This window comes from Actinomadura sp. NEAU-AAG7 (genome assembly GCF_018603865.1).
GTDB classification, from domain to species: Bacteria; Actinomycetota; Actinomycetes; order Streptosporangiales; family Streptosporangiaceae; genus Spirillospora; species Spirillospora litoris.
Map to the genome: position 1 here is coordinate 25420 of NZ_JAHFZY010000009.1, position 16659 is coordinate 42078.

The 16659-nt window shown below is 76.3% G+C and carries 14 protein-coding genes; 9 read left to right on the forward strand and 5 right to left on the reverse strand.

The genetic code is table 11. From position 1 onward, the window contains the following. Positions 1 to 19: 19 nt before the first annotated feature. Genes KLI87_RS33910 through KLI87_RS33920 form a run of 3 tightly spaced genes read left to right on the forward strand, consistent with a single transcriptional unit; the run spans position 20 to position 2122 of the window. Positions 20 to 664 (forward strand): nucleoside monophosphate kinase, encoded by a 645-nt coding sequence (locus KLI87_RS33910; RefSeq protein ID WP_156220728.1) that lies wholly within the window; start codon positions 20 to 22, stop codon positions 662 to 664. Continuing rightward, positions 661 to 1593, forward strand: a complete 933-nt coding sequence (locus KLI87_RS33915; RefSeq protein ID WP_214620302.1) for a 1-aminocyclopropane-1-carboxylate deaminase/D-cysteine desulfhydrase — start codon at positions 661 to 663, stop codon at positions 1591 to 1593. Before KLI87_RS33910 ends, KLI87_RS33915 begins: the two co-directional genes overlap by 4 nt. Before the next feature lie 4 nt (positions 1594 to 1597). Further along, entirely contained in the window at positions 1598 to 2122 is a 525-nt protein-coding gene (locus KLI87_RS33920) for an SRPBCC family protein (RefSeq protein ID WP_156220730.1), read from the forward strand. Between the two features lie 18 nt (positions 2123 to 2140). Here KLI87_RS33920 and KLI87_RS33925 read toward each other — a convergent pair whose 3' ends face one another. Then, on the reverse strand, positions 2141 to 2539 hold the full coding sequence (locus KLI87_RS33925; RefSeq protein ID WP_156220731.1) for a nuclear transport factor 2 family protein: 399 nt from the start codon (positions 2537 to 2539) through the stop codon (positions 2141 to 2143). 82 nt (positions 2540 to 2621) lie between these two features. Here KLI87_RS33925 and KLI87_RS41265 point away from each other — a divergent pair, with 82 nt between their 5' ends. Next, a complete protein-coding gene (locus KLI87_RS41265) occupies positions 2622 to 3284 on the forward strand; it encodes a TetR/AcrR family transcriptional regulator (RefSeq protein ID WP_214620303.1) in 663 nt (220 codons plus the stop codon). Here KLI87_RS41265 and KLI87_RS33935 read toward each other — a convergent pair. The 4 genes from KLI87_RS33935 to KLI87_RS33950 all read right to left on the reverse strand — a co-directional run bounded on the left by KLI87_RS33935 (position 3274) and on the right by KLI87_RS33950 (position 12038). After that, complete coding sequence (locus tag KLI87_RS33935; protein ID WP_214620304.1) at positions 3274 to 5283, reverse strand: AAA family ATPase; 2010 nt, start codon at positions 5281 to 5283, stop codon at positions 3274 to 3276. The genes KLI87_RS41265 and KLI87_RS33935 overlap by 11 nt on opposite strands. A 56-nt stretch (positions 5284 to 5339) precedes the next feature. Beyond that, positions 5340 to 6617, reverse strand: a complete 1278-nt coding sequence (locus tag KLI87_RS33940; protein WP_214620305.1) for a M1 family metallopeptidase — start codon at positions 6615 to 6617, stop codon at positions 5340 to 5342. 33 nt (positions 6618 to 6650) lie between these two features. Then, positions 6651 to 10457, reverse strand: a complete 3807-nt coding sequence (locus tag KLI87_RS33945) for a Pls/PosA family non-ribosomal peptide synthetase (RefSeq protein WP_308166414.1) — start codon at positions 10455 to 10457, stop codon at positions 6651 to 6653. 201 nt (positions 10458 to 10658) lie between these two features. After that, positions 10659 to 12038 (reverse strand): M28 family peptidase, encoded by a 1380-nt coding sequence (locus KLI87_RS33950; RefSeq protein WP_214620307.1) that lies wholly within the window; start codon positions 12036 to 12038, stop codon positions 10659 to 10661. Between the two features lie 156 nt (positions 12039 to 12194). Here KLI87_RS33950 and KLI87_RS33955 point away from each other — a divergent pair, with 156 nt between their 5' ends. From KLI87_RS33955 to KLI87_RS33975, 5 genes are all read left to right on the forward strand, one after another. After that, positions 12195 to 13025, forward strand: coding sequence for an SDR family oxidoreductase (locus tag KLI87_RS33955; RefSeq protein ID WP_214620308.1), 831 nt, complete (start codon positions 12195 to 12197; stop codon positions 13023 to 13025). 15 nt (positions 13026 to 13040) lie between these two features. After that, positions 13041 to 13859: an ATP-binding cassette domain-containing protein gene (locus KLI87_RS33960; protein ID WP_308166415.1), complete on the forward strand. Its 819-nt coding sequence runs from the start codon at positions 13041 to 13043 to the stop codon at positions 13857 to 13859. A 44-nt stretch (positions 13860 to 13903) separates the two neighbouring features. Further along, positions 13904 to 14500 (forward strand): TetR/AcrR family transcriptional regulator, encoded by a 597-nt coding sequence (locus KLI87_RS33965; RefSeq protein ID WP_156220737.1) that lies wholly within the window; start codon positions 13904 to 13906, stop codon positions 14498 to 14500. 121 nt (positions 14501 to 14621) lie between these two features. Continuing rightward, a complete protein-coding gene (locus tag KLI87_RS33970) occupies positions 14622 to 15959 on the forward strand; it encodes an MFS transporter (protein WP_308166416.1) in 1338 nt (445 codons plus the stop codon). Positions 15960 to 15969: 10 nt separating this feature from the next. Continuing rightward, on the forward strand, positions 15970 to 16635 hold the full coding sequence (locus tag KLI87_RS33975; protein WP_156220738.1) for a response regulator transcription factor: 666 nt from the start codon (positions 15970 to 15972) through the stop codon (positions 16633 to 16635). Positions 16636 to 16659 lie beyond the last annotated feature (24 nt).

Below are 16659 nucleotides of genomic sequence, written 5' to 3' on the forward strand. Positions count from 1 at the left end.
CCCTGCATAGGGTGCGGAGATGCGCAAGTACGTCATCATCGGCGCCCAGGGCAGCGGCAAGGGTACCCAGTCCCTGCTGCTCGCGCGGGACCTGGACCTGGTGCACATCAGCGTCGGCGACATCTTCCGCTGGCACGTCAAGAACCACACCAAGCTCGGCGCGCAGGTGCGGCGCACGATGGCGGCCGGGGAGCTGGTCGGGGACGACCTCGTGGAGGGCGTCGTCCGGGACCGGCTCGACCAGCACGACTGGAACTGCGGGTTCATCATCGACGGGTTCCCGCGCAGCCGCCGGCAGACGGAGTTCTTCCTGGAGGGCTACGACATCGACGGGGTGATCCACCTGGACCTGCCGGACGCGGAGGTGCGCCGCCGCGTGCTGGCCCGCCGGCTGTGCTCCCGGTGCGGGATGGACTACAACCTGATCGCCGACCGGCCCACACAGGAGGGCCGCTGCGACGTGTGCGGCGGCGACCTCGTGGCCCGCGAGGACGACACCGAGGAGGCGGTCGCGGAGCGGCTGCGGACCTACCGCGAGAAGACCGACCCGATCCTGGAGCTGTTCGGCCGCAAGGAGTACGTGGTGACGGTGGACGCGACACCCGACATCGCGACCGTGCAGCGGACGATCCGGGAGCGGCTCGGGCTGCCCGCGCCGAAATGACCCCGCCCGGGGCCGCGCCCTCGCCGGTGGTGGAGCTGGAGGACGACCGGATCGCCGCGCACGGGGTGCGGCTGTTCCTGAAACGGGACGACCTCGTCCACCCGGATCTGCCGGGCAACAAATGGCGCAAGCTGCGCCACAACATCGCGCCCGCCAGGGAGCGGGGGACGCTGCTCACCTTCGGCGGGGCCTACTCCAACCACATCCGGGCCGCGGCGGCCGCCGGGCGGCTCTACGGGTTCGCCACGATCGGGGTGATCCGGGGCGAGGAGCACCTGCCGTTGAACGACTCCCTCGCCTACGCGCAGGGGACGGGCATGCGCCTGGACTACCTGGACCGCGCCGCCTACCGCCGCAAGCACGAACCCGACGTGGTGGCGATGCTGCGCGAGCGGTGGGGCGACTTCTACCTGCTGCCGGAGGGCGGGAGCAACGCGCGCGCCGTGCGGGGGTGCGCGGAGCTGGGCGCCGAGCTGCGCGGCTTCGACGTGGTGTGCTGCCCCTGCGGGACGGGCGGCACGCTGGCGGGGCTCGCGGCGGGCCTGGCGCCGGGGCAGCGCGCGCTGGGGTTCGCGGTGCTGCGGGGCGGCTTCATGGACGGCGAGGTCGAGCGCCTCCAGCGCGAGGCCTACGGGACGCGGCGGGGCGCGTGGAGCGTCGAGCACGGCTTCCACTTCGGCGGCTACGCCCGCCGCACCGCCGCGCTGGACGCGTTCGCCGACGGCTTCGCCGACCGCCACGGCCTCGTCCTGGAGCGCGTCTACGTGGCGAAGATGATGGCCGGGATCTACGCCCTCGCGGCGCGCGGGAGGTTCCCTCGCGGCACCCGCGTCGCGGCCGTCGTGACGGGGCCGGCGGGCGCGTCCGACACCGGCCTTTCCGGCCCGTCCGGGACTGTTGCGCCGGGGAAGCGGGCCTCTCTACCGTGAGGCCATGACCGACGCGCCCCGCTACGCCGACTGTCCCGTCATCGAGGTCGACGTCCTCGTCGACGCCCCGCCCGCCGCCGTGTGGGAGCTGGTGTCCGACCCCGGTCTGCCCGCCCGGTTCAGCCAGGAGCTCAAGGGAGCCCGGTGGGTCGGCGGCGCGGGCGGCCCGGCGCCGGGCCACCGCTTCGAGGGCAGCAACGAGCACCCGGTGATCGGCGCCTGGACGAGCCACTGCACGGTGGTGGAGTGCGAGCCGGGGCGGGTCTTCTCCTTCACCGTCGGCGATCTGGACGGCGTCCAGCCGTCCTCGGCCTGGAAGTACACGCTCACGGCGGAGGGCGCGGGCACGCGGGTGCGCCAGTCGATGCGGCTCGGCCCCGGACGCTCCCACCTCAGCACCGTCATCGAGGCGATGCCCGACCGCGAGGTCGAGCTGGTCGCGGGCCGCATGCGGGACCTGCGGCAGAGCATGTCCGACAACCTCAGCGGCGTGAAGGCGCTGGCGGAGGCCGGGGCGGCCCGCGCCTGAGCCCCGGCGGGGCTCCCGCTAGGCCATCGCCTCCTCGAACGCGCGGTGCTGGGTGTAGTCGCGCGACTCCACGATGCGCCCGTCGCGGACGCGCAGCACGAAGACGTTCGGGACCACGAACCCGCGCCCGGTCTCGGTGTTGCGGCCCGCGTACTCGAACTCGGCGACGATCACCTCGGGGTCGGCCGTCTGGTGGACCACGAGGTTGCGCGTCGTCATCTCCAGCGGCAGGCGCTCCAGCCGGGCGTAGTGCTCGCGCAGCGCCGCGCGGCCCTCGATCCGGGCGGCGGGCTCGGCGAGGGGGTGCACGACCACCGCGTCCTCGGCGTACAGCCTCGGCAGCCCCTCGTGCCTGCCTGCGGTCACCCCGTCGAGGAGCCGCAGGAGGACGGCGCGGGGGCTGGCGAACTCGGACATGGCTTCTCTTCCCTACAATCGGAGGTCCTGCTGCGTAGGAAAATATGGAGCCACGACTCCGCTTGTCAATCGGAAGGCGACGATGACCCCTGCCGCACCCGGCGCCGCGTCCGGCGCCGTGCCAGGAGCCACATCGAGTTCCGCGACCGGCCGGCCGCTGCGCGCCGACGCCCTGCGCAACCGCGCCAAGGTGCTCGCGGCGGCGGAGGCGGTGTTCGCCGCGCGGGGCACCTCGGCGTCCACCGAGGAGGTCGCGCGGGAGGCGGGCGTCGGCATCGGGACGGTGTTCCGGCACTTCCCGACCAAGGAGTCGCTGCTGGAGGCGGTGCTCGCGGCCCTGCTGGAGCGCCTCGCCGACGACGCGCGCGGCCTGCTGGCGGCCGACGACCCGGGCGCGGCGTTCTTCGGCTTCTTCACGCGGGTGGTCGGGCAGGCGGCGGCCGAGCGCGCGGTGGCGGAGGCGGTCGCGGAGGCGGGCCTCGACGGCGCGGGCGGCCGGGCGCGGCCCGCGCTGCGCTCGGCGGTCGGGGCGCTGCTCGCGCGGGCGCAGGAGGCGGGCGCCGTCCGCGCCGACGTGGGCCCCGCGCAGGTGATGGCGCTGCTGGCGGGCCTGTCGTACGCCGCCGCGCGCGTGGGCGCGGGCGAGGACGTCCTCGCGATCGCCTTCGACGGCCTGCTCCCGCCCGCGCGCCGCGAGGGGCCCGCGCCGCGCGTCCCGGCCCCGGGCGGCCCGGTCAGGCGCTGAGCTCGGCGGGCAGGTCGCCCCGGTGCAGGACGGTCAGCGACGTCACCGCGCGGGTCAGCACGACGTACAGGCGCGCCAGGCCGCGCGGCTCGGCGGCGGCGATCGCGGCGGGCCCGGCCACGACCACGTGGTCGTACTCCAGGCCCTTGGCGAGCGTCGCGGGAATGACCAGCAGGCGCCCGGAGCCGTCGGAGTCGGCGCTGAGCACGGTGGGCGCGAGCCCGGCCTCCTCCAGCGCGGCGGCGTGCGCGGCGGCCTCCGCGTCCGGGACGATCAGGCCGACCGACCCGGGTCGCTCCAGCGCCTCGCGCGCGGCCTCGATGGCGCCCGCGACCAGGTCCGGGACCTGGCGCACCTCCAGCGCCCCCGCCCCCAGGCGCAGCGAGCGCGGCCGCTCCAGGCCGGGCGCGACATGCGGGAGCAGCCGGGCGGCGTAGTCCAGCACGGTGCCTGGCACGCGGAACCCGAGGGTCAGCTCGGTGACCTCGCCCTCCTGCCCGAGGTGGGTCAGCACCTCCACCCAGGAGCGCGCCGACCACGCCGTCGTGCCCTGCGCGAGGTCGCCGAGGACGGTCGCCGAGCCGGTCCCGCAGCGGCGGCCGAGCGCGCGGAGCTGCATCGCCGACAGGTCCTGCGCCTCGTCCAGGACGAGGTGGCCGATCGACGCCGTCCGCTCGGTCAGGTCGGCCAGCTCGTCGAGGAGGGCGCGGTCGGCGGCGGTCCAGCGGGCGGAGCGGTGCGAGCGGGCGGGCCTGGCCCACAGCAGCGCGGCCTGCTCGCCCTCGTCCAGGACGCCCTTGGCCGCGGCGCGCAGGAACCCGGCGTCCGACAGCAGCCGGTGGAGCACCTGCTCGGGGGTGACCTTGGGCCACACCCGGTCGAGGAGCGTCTTGACGGGCCTGCTGCGCGCGACCTGGTCCTGGACGCGGTCGTCGGGCGCCTCGCCGCGCTGCTCCATCCGCACCAGGATCTGGTGGGCGAGCCGCTGGGCGAGGGCGGCGCGCCCGCTGCCGTAGCGGGTGGTGCCGCGCAGCGCCGCCGTCAGCTCCCTGACCTCGTGGTCGGCGAGCCGGTAGCGGGAGGCGCCGCGCGTGACGACCAGCCCCTCCTCGGGCTTGCGGACGTGCGCCCACAGCGCCTTGCGCAGCACGCGCGCCATCCGCGCGTCGCCCTTCAGCGCCGACACGGCGGCCGGCTCCTCCCCCGACGGCGCGCCGAGCAGGTCGTCGATCGTGGCCTGGTCGACGCGGACCTCGCCGAGCGCGGGCAGCACCGCCGCGATGTAGGCGAGGAACGCGCGGTTCGGTCCGACGATCAGCACGCCCGACCGCGACAGCCGCTCGCGGTGGGTGAACAGCAGGTAGGCGGCGCGGTGCAGGCCGACGGCGGTCTTGCCGGTGCCGGGCGCGCCCTGCACGCACACGGTGCGCGGCAGGTCGGCGCGGACGAGGACGTCCTGCTCGGGCTGGATCGTCGCGACGATGTCGCGCATCGGGCCGGTGCGGGGCCGCTCGATCTCGCGGGTGAGGATCTGCGAGGGGCCGGGCCCGTCCCGGTCGCCCCGGTCGAGCGGCTCGTCCTCGAACGCGGTCAGCTCGCCGCCCTCGAACCCGAACCGGCGCCGCAGCCGCCAGCCCATCGGGTCGGAGGGGCCGGCCTGGTAGAACGCCCGCGACACCGGGGCCCGCCAGTCCAGGACGAGGGGCCGCCCCTCGGGCCCGTCGTGGACGTGCCGCCGCCCGACGTACATGACGGCCGGCAGATCCGGCGGGCCGTCCTCGTCGCGGTCCATCCGGCCGAAGAACAGCGGGGTGTCGGGATGGTCGGCGAGCGCGGCGACCCGCTGGTCGAGCAGGGACTCCAGGAACTGCTTGGACACCCAGTCGGCCGCGACGTCGGCGGAGAGTCCCTGAGCGTGCTCGCGCATCCGGCGCAGCGCGGCGCGGGACTCGGCGAGATGCGCCCGTTCGGCTGCGAGGGTCGACGGTTCGGCGGGCATGCGCGCGGACCTCCTGAGACGAGGGGGACGTGGGCGAAACCCACGACCTTACCGACTCAGGGCAGCGGCGGCAGCTCCTTTTCCCGCAGCCAGGCGGTGAAGAACGCCTCCAGGGAGCGCCCGGCATGGCGGTCGGCGAGCGCGGTGAAGGCGTCGGTGGTCACCGTCCCGTGCCGGTTCTCTGAGGTCCACTCGCGCAGCGCGCCGAAGAACGCCTCGTCGCCCATGACGCCGCGGAGGGCATGCAGGGCGAGGGCGCCGCGCTTGTAGACGCGGTCGTCGAACATGTCCCCGGGGCCGGGATCGGCCAGCACGAGGTCCTGCGGCTGCCCGGCCAGGCGGTGGTGCCAGCGGCGGGCGTGCGCGGCGGCCGGCTCGCCGCCCGACTCCTCCGACCACAGCCACTCGGCGTGGGTGGCGAACCCCTCGTGCAGCCAGATGTCGCTCCAGGACCCGACCGTGAGGCTGTTGCCGAACCACTGGTGGGCCAACTCGTGCGCGACGAGCCGCTCCTGGCCGCGCTCCCCGTCCACGTGGTTGGTCCCGAAGATCGACATGCCCTGGGCCTCGACGGGGATCTCCAGCTCGTCGTCGGCGACCACGACCGTGTACAGGCCGAACGGGTAGGGGCCGAACAGGCGGGTGAACGCGCTGAGCATCGCGCCCTGCCGGCCGAAGTCGTGCCGGACGTCCCGCTCGGCCGAGGAGGGGAAGAAGACGTGCTGCGGGACGGGACCTTCCAGTTCGAGGAACTGGTAGCGGCCGATCTGCACGCTGGCCAGGTAGGGCGCCATCGGCTCGTCCTGCTCGTACACCCAGGTGGTGTTCGCGCCGGTGCGGCGCCTGCCGGTCAGCCGCCCGTTGGCGACGACCTCGTAGGCCGACGCGGTGGTCACGGTGATCCGGTAGCGGGCCTTGTCGTCGGGGCGGTCGTTGCAGGGGAACCAGGACGGCGCGCCCGTCGGCTGCCCCGCGACGATCGAGCCGTCGGTGAGCTGCTCCCAGCCGAGCCCGCCCCACGGGCTCGGCACCGGGGACGGGTTGCCGGTGTAGCGGACCTCGACGGTGAACTCCGCGCCGGAATCGATCGGCCGGGCCGGGGTGAGGTGCAGCTTCCCGCGCCGGTGCCGGAACCGGGCGGGCGCGCCGTCCACCAGCGCCTTGCCGACGCGGAACGTTCCGAGGTCGAGGGCGAGGCGGTCGAGCCCGCCCGCGGCGGTGGCCGACAGCCGCGCGGTGCCGGCGAGCCGGTTGGGGCCGACGCGGTAGTCCAGGCCGAGGTCGTAGCGCCCGACCTGGTAGCCGTCGTCGCCGTGGTCGGGGAAGTAGTTCACGGGGCGGTCGGGTCCTCCGGGTCGGTCGCGGCCTCAGGCAGGGCGCCGGGCGCGGCGTCGGTCGCGTGCGGGCGGGGCCCAGGCCGCGATCGGGTTGCCGAGCCACCGGGTGCGGGCGGGCAGCTGCTCGCCGCGCGTGACCAGGGACGCGGGTCCGACCGTGGTGTCCGCCCCGATCGAGGCCGCAGGGAGGACCACCCCGTTGGAGCCTAGCGTCGCCCCACCCTCCAGCACGACGGTATCGACCCTCATGATCCGGTCGTGGAACAGGTGGGTCTGGAGCACGCAGCCCTGGTTGACGCACGCGCCGTCGCCGAGCCGGACGAGGTCGGCCTCGGGCAGCCAGTAGGTGGCGCACCAGACGCCGCGTCCGATCCGGGCGCCGAGCGAGCGCAGCCACAGGTTGAGCGGGGCGGTGCCGAGCCACGGCTCGGCGAACCAGGGCGCGGCGAGCACCTCGACGAAGTTGTCGGCCAGCTCGTTGCGCCACACGAACGAGCTCCACAGCTCCCGGTCGCCGGGGGCGATCCGGCCGACCAGCGCCCACTTGGCGGCGGTCGCGACGGCGGCGGCGAGCGCCCCGGCGGCCGCCAGCACCAGGCCGGAGGCGAGCACCGCGACAGCGGGCCCGTAGGAGGAGGCGAGCCAGGCGAGGGCGGCGGCGGCCAGCACGCCGACGGCGACGCATCCCATCGCCGGGACGACCCGGCACGCCTCGACGGCCGCGCGCGCCGCCTTCAGCCGCCGGGAGGGCCGGTAGGTGCGGGACTGGTCGGCGGTGTCGGCGGTGCGGTGCAGCCGCACCGGCGGCAGGCCGAGGTAGGACGCGCCGGCCTTGGCCTTCTTCGGCGCGGCCGACAGCACCCCGATCAGCCCGCCCTTGGGCACCTTGCGGCCGGGCGCCGCCATGCCCGAGTTGCCGAGGAAGGCGCGCTTGCCGATGCGGGCCCGAGCGACGCGCATCCGTCCGCCGCCCAGCTCGTAGGGGGCGACCATGGTGTCGTCGGCGAGGAAGGCGCCGTCGGCGACCGAGGTCATGGCGGGCAGCGCGAGGACGGTGGAGGCCTCCACGTCCCGCCCGACGCGCATGCCGAGGGCGCGCAGCCAGGCGGGGGTGAGGATGCTCGCGTACAGCGGGAACAGCCAGACCCGCGCCATCCCCATCAGGCGGCTGGAGGCCCACGCCCGCCACGCCTGCGCGCTGTGCACGGGGTGCTCGCCCTCGCGGAGGCCGGCGCCGAGGAGCCGCACGGCCGCCAGGGTCGCGGCGGCGAACGTCGCGAGGCCCGCGAGCGTGGCGGCGGGGACGGCCAGGAGCGCGGCGGCCAGCGCCTCTCCGAGGGTCGCGGTGCCGCGCAGGGACAGGCCGAGGACGGCCAGGCCCGGCAGCGCGGCCAGCAGCGGGAGGAGGCCGAGGAGCACGGCGGTCGCGCCGTAGGCGAGCGTCCAGCGGCGGGTGCGGGGCGGTCGGCCGGGGCCCTCGGGCCGGCGGGCCTTGCCGCGGCGGACGGCGGGGGCGCCCGCCCACCGCTGCCCGGCCGGGACCCGTCCGGTCACCGCGGCACCGGCCGCGACCTGGGCGTTCTTGCCGACGCGCGCGCCGGGGAACAGGACGGCGCGGGCGCCGACGACGGCTCCGGCGCCGACGCGGATCTCCCCGACCCGCAGGATGTCGCCGTCGATCCAGTGGCCGGTCAGGTCGGCCTCGGGCTCGATCGCGGCCTCGCGCCCGATCCGGAGCATCCCGGTGATCGGCGGCGGGGCGTGCAGGTCGACGTCCGGGCCGACGCGGGCGCCGAGCGCGCGGGCGTAGAAGGCGAACCAGGGCGCCGCCGACAGCTCGGCCGCGCCGAGCCGGGCCGCGAGCTGCTCGGCCGTCCACAGCCGCAGGTGGACCGACCCGCCGCGCGGGTACGCGCCGGGGCGCAGGCCGCGCAGCAGCAGCCGGGCCCCGGCGGCGGCGAGCGCCATCCGGCCGACCGGCGCCACGAACAGCAGCGCGCCCGCGAGCACCGCCCACCACGACACCCTCGGCGCCCACGCGAACCCGGCGAGGTTGCCGAACGCGGCGAGGCCGGTCGCCCAGCGCATCGCGCCGAGGGTGAGCAGCGGGACCATCAGCAGGGTCTGGGCGGCGGCGAACCGGCGCGGCACCGGCCGCACCGGCTCCCGCCGCGCCGGGGCCGGTGCCTCCTCCTGCGGCTCGCCGTCGCCGAGGTGGTCGGCGAGGCCCCGCAGCGTCGGGTGCTCGTAGACGTCGCCGACGGCGACGGACGGGTGGCGCGGGCGCAGCGCCGACACCAGCCGGGCGGCGCCGAGGCTGCTGCCGCCGAGCGCGAAGAAGTCGGCGCCGGGGCGGTCGGGCGTCTCCCCCAGCACCTCGGCCCACCGCGCGGCCAGCCACTCCTCGGCGCCGGTGAGGGGCTCGGCGCCCGCCTCGTCCGCCGGGTCGGCGCCGGGCAGCGGCCACGGAAGCGCGTCCCGGTCGACCTTGCCGGAGGTCCGGGTCGGGAGGGTGGCGACGGTCGCGAGCCGGGGGACGAGGGAGGCGGGCAGCGCGTCCCGGAGCCGCTCGCGGGCGGCGGCGCCGTCGAAGCCTTCCCCGGTGACGAGGTAGCCGACGAGGACCTGGTGCCCGGTCGGGGTCGCGCGGACGGCCGCGGCGGCGCCGGTCACGCCGGGCAGCGCCTGGAGCGCGGCGTCGACCTCGCCGAGTTCGATCCGGCGGCCGCCGAGCTTGACCTGGTCGTCGGCGCGTCCGGCGAAGACCAGCCCGGCGGGGTCGGCGACGACGAGGTCGCCGCTGCGGTAGGCGCGGTCCCAGCCGAGGGAGGGCAGCGGCGCGTACTTCTCGGCGTCCTTGGCGGGGTCGAGGTAGCGGGCCAGGCCGACGCCGCCGATGACCAGCTCGCCCGTCTCGCCGGGCCCGACGGGTTCGCCGGAGGCGTCGACGACGGCGAGGTCCCAGCCGTCCAGCGGCAGCCCGATCCGGACCGGGGCGCCGCCGCCGAGCGGCGCGGCGCAGGCGACGACGGTCGCCTCGGTGGGGCCGTAGGTGTTCCAGACCTGACGGCCGGGGACGGCGAGCCGGGCGGCCAGCTCGGGCGGGCACGCCTCCCCGCCGAAGATCAGCAGCCGGACGCCGTCCAGGCATCCGGCGGGCCACAGCGCGGCGAGGGTCGGGACGGTCGAGACGACCGTGATCCCCCGCTCGGCGAGCCAGGGCCCGAGGTCGACGCCCGCGCGGACGAGCGCGCGCGGGGCGGGCACCAGGCAGGCGCCGTGCCGCCACGCCAGCCACATCTCCTCGCAGGACGCGTCGAAGGCCACCGACAGGCCCGCCAGGACCCGGTCGGACGGGCGGGCGGGGAACAGCCGCGCCTCGGCGTCGGCGAACGCGGCGGCGGAGCGGTGGGTGACGGCGACGCCCTTGGGGCGGCCGGTGGAGCCGGAGGTGAAGATGATCCAGGCGTCGTCGTCCGGTTCCGGCCGTCCGGCGCGCCCGCCGGGCACGCCGGTGAGGGTGATCGCGCGGCCCTCGCCGACGACGGCGCAGACGTTCGCCTCGCCGAAGACCAGCGCGGCGCGCTCGTCGGGGTCGTCGGCGTCCACCGGCACGTAGGCGGCGCCCGCCGTCAGCACGGCGAGGATCGCGACGTACAGGTCGGCGGTGCCGGAGGGGACGCGGACGCCGACCCGGTCGCCGCGCCCGACGCCCGCCGCCTCCAGCTCCCTGGCCAGCAGCGACGCCTCGGCGAGCAGCCCGGCGTAGTCGAGCGGGGCCGCCCCGTCGTCCAGCGCGGGGGCGTGCGGGTGCCGCTGCGCGGTCGCGTCGAGCACGTCGAGCAGGGTGCGCGGGGGCGGCGCGCTCCGTGTCGATCGGTAGACGGCACGCGCGGTCTCAGCGAGAAGCGGACTCAAGTCTCCCCCGGTGTCCAGGTGGCCGGCGGCCCCTCTTCCGCCGCCAAACCGGACACTGTACTTGACGCCCGTGAACCACTCGGCTACGGGACGCGAGCGTCCCGTAGCCGAGCGTGCCGGTCAGCCGTTGAGGGCGACGTCGTAGGCGGCGCAGCCGATCAGCTCCAGGGAGATCTGGAGGCGTTCGAGGCTGATGTTCCCCTCCACGGTGTCCTCGGGGGTGTGGTAGACGGGTTCGAGCTGGCTCGGGGCCTCCCCGCGCCAGCTGAAGTTGCCCGCGGCGATGCCGCGTTCGTGGAAGGCCTCGTGGTCGCTGGAGCCGCGCGCGGCGGGGCCCTTGGTCCGGCCGGTGTAGCCGAGCCGCTCGGCGACGCCCGCGATCGCGGTGGTGGTGGTGTTGGGCTTGCCGTCGACCGACAGGAGCCAGTAGGTGTCCGCCGCCGGGTGGCTGGTGGCGACCATGTCGTTCTGGAAGCAGCCGGTGATCCGCGCGGCGGCCGCGTCGTCGAGCCCCTTGACGTAGTGCCGCGCCCCGACGAGCCCGAGCTCCTCGGCGCCCCACAGGCAGAACCGCAGGTCCTGCTGGGTGGGCAGGCGGCGCGTGGCGCGGGCCAGCTCCAGGCACAGGGCGGTGCCGCTGCCGTCGTCGTTGCCGCCGGGCGAGCCGGGGACGCTGTCGTAGTGGGCGCCGACGATCACGGCCCGGCCGCCGGGGTTGGGCCGGGTCGCGCGGCGCTCGGCGATGACGTTGTGGGAGGTCAGCCCGGTGTGCGCGGTGACCTCCAGGGACAGCGCGCGCACGCCCTCGCGGATCAGCTCGCCGTGGTGCTCGGCCAGGCCGAGCACCGGGACCTGGACGGGCGCCTCCAGGGCGGGGAAGAACGTGGCGGCCTTGCGCTCGGGGTAGGTGGTGCTGCGCACGTTGACGATCAGGACGGCCCGCGCGCCCTTGGCGGCGGCGGCCTGCGCCTGGGCCTGCTCCTTGCCGGGGACGCGGGTGAACAGCGCGATCCGGCCGGTGAGGTCGGCGGTGACCTCGGTGGCCTCGCCGAGGTCGGTGACGCGGCCCTTGGCGCGGCCCGCCGCGCCGAGGGTCGCGGCGGCGCTCTGCCAGTGCTCCCCTCCGGCGCGCAGTTCGGCGAGCTTCTTGTCGGGGACGGAGAACGGCTGGAGCTCGACGGTGTAACCGAGATCACGGAGGGTCCCGGCGATGTAGTGCGCCGCGCGGTGCTCCCGGCGGGTGCCGGTGACGCGCCAGCCGATGTCGTCGCTCAGCACCCGCAGGTGCCGGAGCGCGCGGCGGGCGCTGACGCGGGTGGTGACGGCGGTGTCGCCGGGGGTGGGGACGGGGCCGCGCGCCGCGCCGGGGGGCTGCCGCCCGGCCGCGGAGGCGGTGCCGGGAAGCAGGCCCACGGTCGTGAGACCGGCGAGGGCGGCGGCGCCGGCCAGCAGTTCGCGGCGGGGGAGCCGGTCGAGCGGGCGACGGGGGGACTCGGGCATGGCGTCTCCTCGGGTGGTGGCGACAGGGGGCGCCTGATGGCCGCGAAACTACGTTTAACACTCATTGCGGACAAGATCATGAAGGTTCCCGCAACCGAACCGTGACCGGCGCGCTGCGCCTTGCCCCACGGGGATCCGTGCGGAACCGTGGTCCCCATGACCACGCTAAGTGATGGAGTGAGCACGCTCGCGGGGAGGTCCGCGCTGGTGACGGGCGCCTCGTCGGGGATCGGCGCCGCCACCGCGCAGGCCCTCGCCCTGGCGGGCGCGCGGGTGGGCCTGGTCGCGCGGCGCGCGGACCGGCTCGCGCGGGTGCTGGAGCGGTGCCGGGCGCACTCCCCCGGCTCGGTGAGCTGGACGGCGGACCTGGCCGGTCTCGACGGCCTCCCGGGGCTCGCGGCGGCGGCCGAGGAGGCGCTCGGCGGCGTCGACGTGCTGGTCGCGTGCGCCGGGATGCCGAAGCGGCGCCGCGTCCAGGACCTGTCGGCCGCCGAGGCCGAGGAGGTGATGCTGCTGAACTACCTGTCGCCCGTCCGGCTCGCGCTGGCGCTGCTGCCGGGGATGACCGCCCGGGGGCGCGGGGACCTGGTGGCGGTCGGCTCGGTGGCGGCGCGGCTCGGGCCCCCGCACGAAGGCGCCTACGCCGCGTCCAAGGCGGCGCTGACGGCGTTCTGGGAGAGCATGGCGGTCGACCTGGACGGGACGGGCGTGCACGCCCACGTCGTCCAGCCCGCGATCATCGACACCGAGCTGTTCTCGCGGCCGGGGGACGAGCCGCCGCTGAGCGACCTGTCCGACGCGCTGCCGCCCGAGGACGTCGCCGCCGCCGTCCTGGAGGTCCTGGAGACGGGCCGGTTCGAGCGGTACGTCCCGGCCTGGTTCGAGGAGATGGCCTCGGGCAAGGCCGCCGACGTCGAGGCGTTCGTCGCGGGCGTCAAGGAGTGGGCGCGCGAGCGGAGGATTGCCCGGTCCGGGGACGCTGGGTAAGGTGAGGGCCCGACCGTGACCCACGTCACATCGATGGCCCCGGAGGTGCGGATGACGGTGCTGGAGGGGCTGCGGGTGGCGGACGTGACGGTGCGGTTCGGCCCGCTGACCGCCGTGGACGGCGCCGGGCTCCTCGCCCCGCCCGGCGCGGTGACCGGCCTGGTCGGGCCGCGCGGCGCGGGCAAGACCACCCTGTGCGACGTCATCGCCGGCGTGCGCCGCCCGGCGGAGGGGACCGTCCACCTCGACGGCGAGGACCTCACCGGCACCGCCGCGCGGGCGCGGGCCCGGCACGGGATCGCCCGCGCGTTCCAGCGGCCCGCGCGCCCGAGGGCGTGGCCGTTCCCCGGTCCGACCCTGCGGGAGAGCGTGCGGGCGGCGGCCGAGCGGTCCGCGCGGGACCGGTTCGGGCGCGACCGCCTCGGCCGGGACCGGCGCCGCCGCCCCGACGCGGCGGGGCGCGCCGAGGACGCCCTCGCCCGCGCCGGCGTCGCCGAGTTCGCCGGCCGGCGCGCCGCCGAGACGCCGCCGGAGGTCGCCGCGCTGGCGGGGCTCGCCCGCGCGCTGGCGTCCGAGCCGTCGGTCCTGCTGCTGGACGAGCCGTGGACGGCCCTGCCCGAGCGCCGCTCGCGGGCGCTGGAGGTGCTGCTGCGCGACCTCGCCGCCGAGGGCCTCGCGGTACTGGTCGCCTGCGACGGGCTGGAGCCGGCGATGGGGGTCTGCGACGTCCTGCACGTCCTGGACGCCGGGAGGGTGGTCGCGGCCGGCCCGCCCGTGGAGGTCCGCGCGGAGGTCGGCGCGACCGCCGCGCCCCGCGTGTCCCGCCGGGGATAATGGGCCGAACTCCCGCCCCCCGACCGGCACCGGAGGGACCACCCATGGGCACCGCAGGCCGCTCCGTGCGCGACTCCCTCCTGGACGCCGCCGCCGAGCTGCTCGTCGAGCGCGGGTACCGGGGCGTCCGGATGCGCGACGTCGCCGCCGCCGCGAACGTCAGCCGCCAGACCGTCTACAACGAGTTCGGCGACAAGTGGGGCCTCGCGCGCGCCGTCGTGGTCCGCGACAACGACCGCTACCTCGACGGGATCGACCGGGTGCTGTCCGAGCACGCCGACCTGTACTCGGCCGTCACGGCGGCGGTGCTGTTCACGCTGGAGGTGTCGGCCGACGACCAGCTCAAGAAGGCGGTGCTGACCGGCGCGGGCGGCGACGAGCTGCTCCCGCTGCTGACCACCCGCGCCGAGCCGGTGCTGTTCACCGCCAGCGCCCGGATCGCCGAGCACGCGCTCGCGCAGTGGCCGGGCCTGGACCGCACCGCGCTCACCGAGATCACCGACGCGGCCGTCCGGCTGACGGCCAGCCACATCATGCTGCCCTCCGTCCCGCCGGACGAGGTCGCCCACCTCATCGCCCGGATGGTGACGCGCTACGTCGGCGCCCCGGTCACCGGCGCGGACCCCGCGCTGGCGGGCTGACCCCCGCCTCTTCCGTCTTCGTTAACCGGACGTTAGATCTCCGGCGGACCCCCTGGACCGGGCCCGCCCGGCGGGCGAGCCTCCTTGCACAGACCCGGCAGACCGGCAGCAGGAGGTTCCCGTGACGGCTCCCCCACCCACCGCGCGTCCCGCCCGCGTCCCGTGGAAGGCGGTGATCGGCGGCTCCGTCGGCAACATGGTCGAGTGGTACGACTGGTTCGTCTACGCGAGCTTCGCCACCTACTTCGCCTCGGCGTTCTTCCCCAAAGGCAACGAGACCGCGCAGCTGCTGAACACCGCCGGGATCTTCGCGGTCGGGTTCTTCATGCGCCCGGTCGGCGGCTGGCTGCTCGGCCGGTTCGCCGACCGGCGCGGGCGCAAGGCCGCGCTCACCCTGACCGTCACGCTGATGTCGGGCAGCGCGCTGCTCATCGCGGTCGCGCCGACCTACGGGTCGGTGGGGTACCTCGGCGCGTTCGTCCTGCTGGTGGCGCGGCTGCTGCAGGGCCTGTCGGTCGGCGGCGAGTACGCGGCCAGCGCCACCTACCTCACCGAGGCGACGCCGCCGGGACGGCGCGGGTTCGCCTCCAGCTTCCAGTACGTGTCGATGACGGCGGGGCAGCTCGTGGGGCTCGGGCTCCTGATCGTCCTGCAGCACGCGATGACCGAGGAGGCGCTGAAGTCCTACGGCTGGCGGATCCCCTTCGCCGTCGGCGCGGTCGCCGCCGCCGTGATCCTCTACCTGCGGCGGAGCCTGCTGGAGACCGAGGCGTTCGACGAGCAGGAGCGGGCGCCGGAGGAGGCCGGCGCCGGGCGCGGCACGCTGCGGGAGCTGGCCGCCCACCGGCGGGAGGCGGCGCTGGTGGTCGCGCTGACGATGGGCGGGACGCTCGCGTACTACACCTACACGACCTACCTGACCAAGTACCTGTCCAACACCGCCGGGCTGGAGAAGAGCACGGCGTCGCTGGTGAGCTTCTGCGCGCTGTTCGCGTTCATGTGGCTGCAGCCGCTCGCCGGGGCGCTGTCGGACCGGATCGGCCGCCGCCCGCTGCTGATCGGCTTCGGGATCGGCGGGACGCTCGGCACCGTCCCGCTGATGACCGCGCTGTCGCGGGTGGACGGCTTCGGCGGGGCGCTCGCGCTGTCGCTCGCCGGCCTGGTCATCGTCACCGGGTACACCTCGATCAACGCGGTCGTGAAGGCGGAGATGTTCCCCACCCACGTCCGGGCGCTGGGCGTGGCGCTGCCGTACGCGGTCGCGAACGCGCTGTTCGGCGGGACCGCGGAGTACGTCGCGCTGTGGTTCAAGAAGGCGGGCGCCGAGGCGGGCTTCTACTGGTACGTGGCGGGCTGCGCGGCGGTGTCGCTGGTCGTGTACGTGTGCATGCGCGAGACCCGGGACGCGGCGCTGTCGCGGCGCGAGAGCGCGCCCGGCGACGTCCCGGCGCACGCCTAACCTTGTCGGCATGCGGGTACTCCTGGTCGAGGACGACGACCGGCTCGCGTCCGCGCTGACCACCGCCCTGACCTGGCACGGCCACACCGTCGAGCGCGCCGCGCTCGCCGTCGACGCCCTCCGGCTGGCGGGCGGGGCCGACTTCGTGCTCCTGGACCTCGGCCTGCCCGACATGGACGGCATGGACGCGCTGCGCCGCGTCCGCCGGGTGTCCGCCGTCCCGATCATCGTGGTGACGGCCCGGACGCGGGAGCGGGACGTGCTGCGCGGGCTGCGCTCGGGCGCCGACGACTACCTGGTCAAGCCGTTCCGGACGGCGGAGCTGATGGCGCGGATGGAGGCGGTCGTCCGGCGCGGCACGCGGCCGCTGCCGGTGCCGCCGCCGCTCGTGGCGGTGGGGGACGTCCGGATCGACCTGGCGCGGCGGCGGGTGGCCGTCGCGGGCCGCCCGGTTCCGCTGACCCGCCGCGAGTTCGACCTGCTGGCGCTGCTCGCGCGGGAGCCGGGCGTCGTGCGGGGGCGGGAGGAGATCCTGGACGCGATCTGGGGCGACCCGCTGCTGTCGGCGTCCCGGTCGCTGGACGTGCACGTGGCGGGGCTGCGCTCCAAGACGGGCCGTCCGTGGCTGGTGGTGACGCTGCGGGGCACCGGCTACCGGCTCGGGACCGCGCCGTGAGCGGGGCCGTGAGGGGCGCCGCGC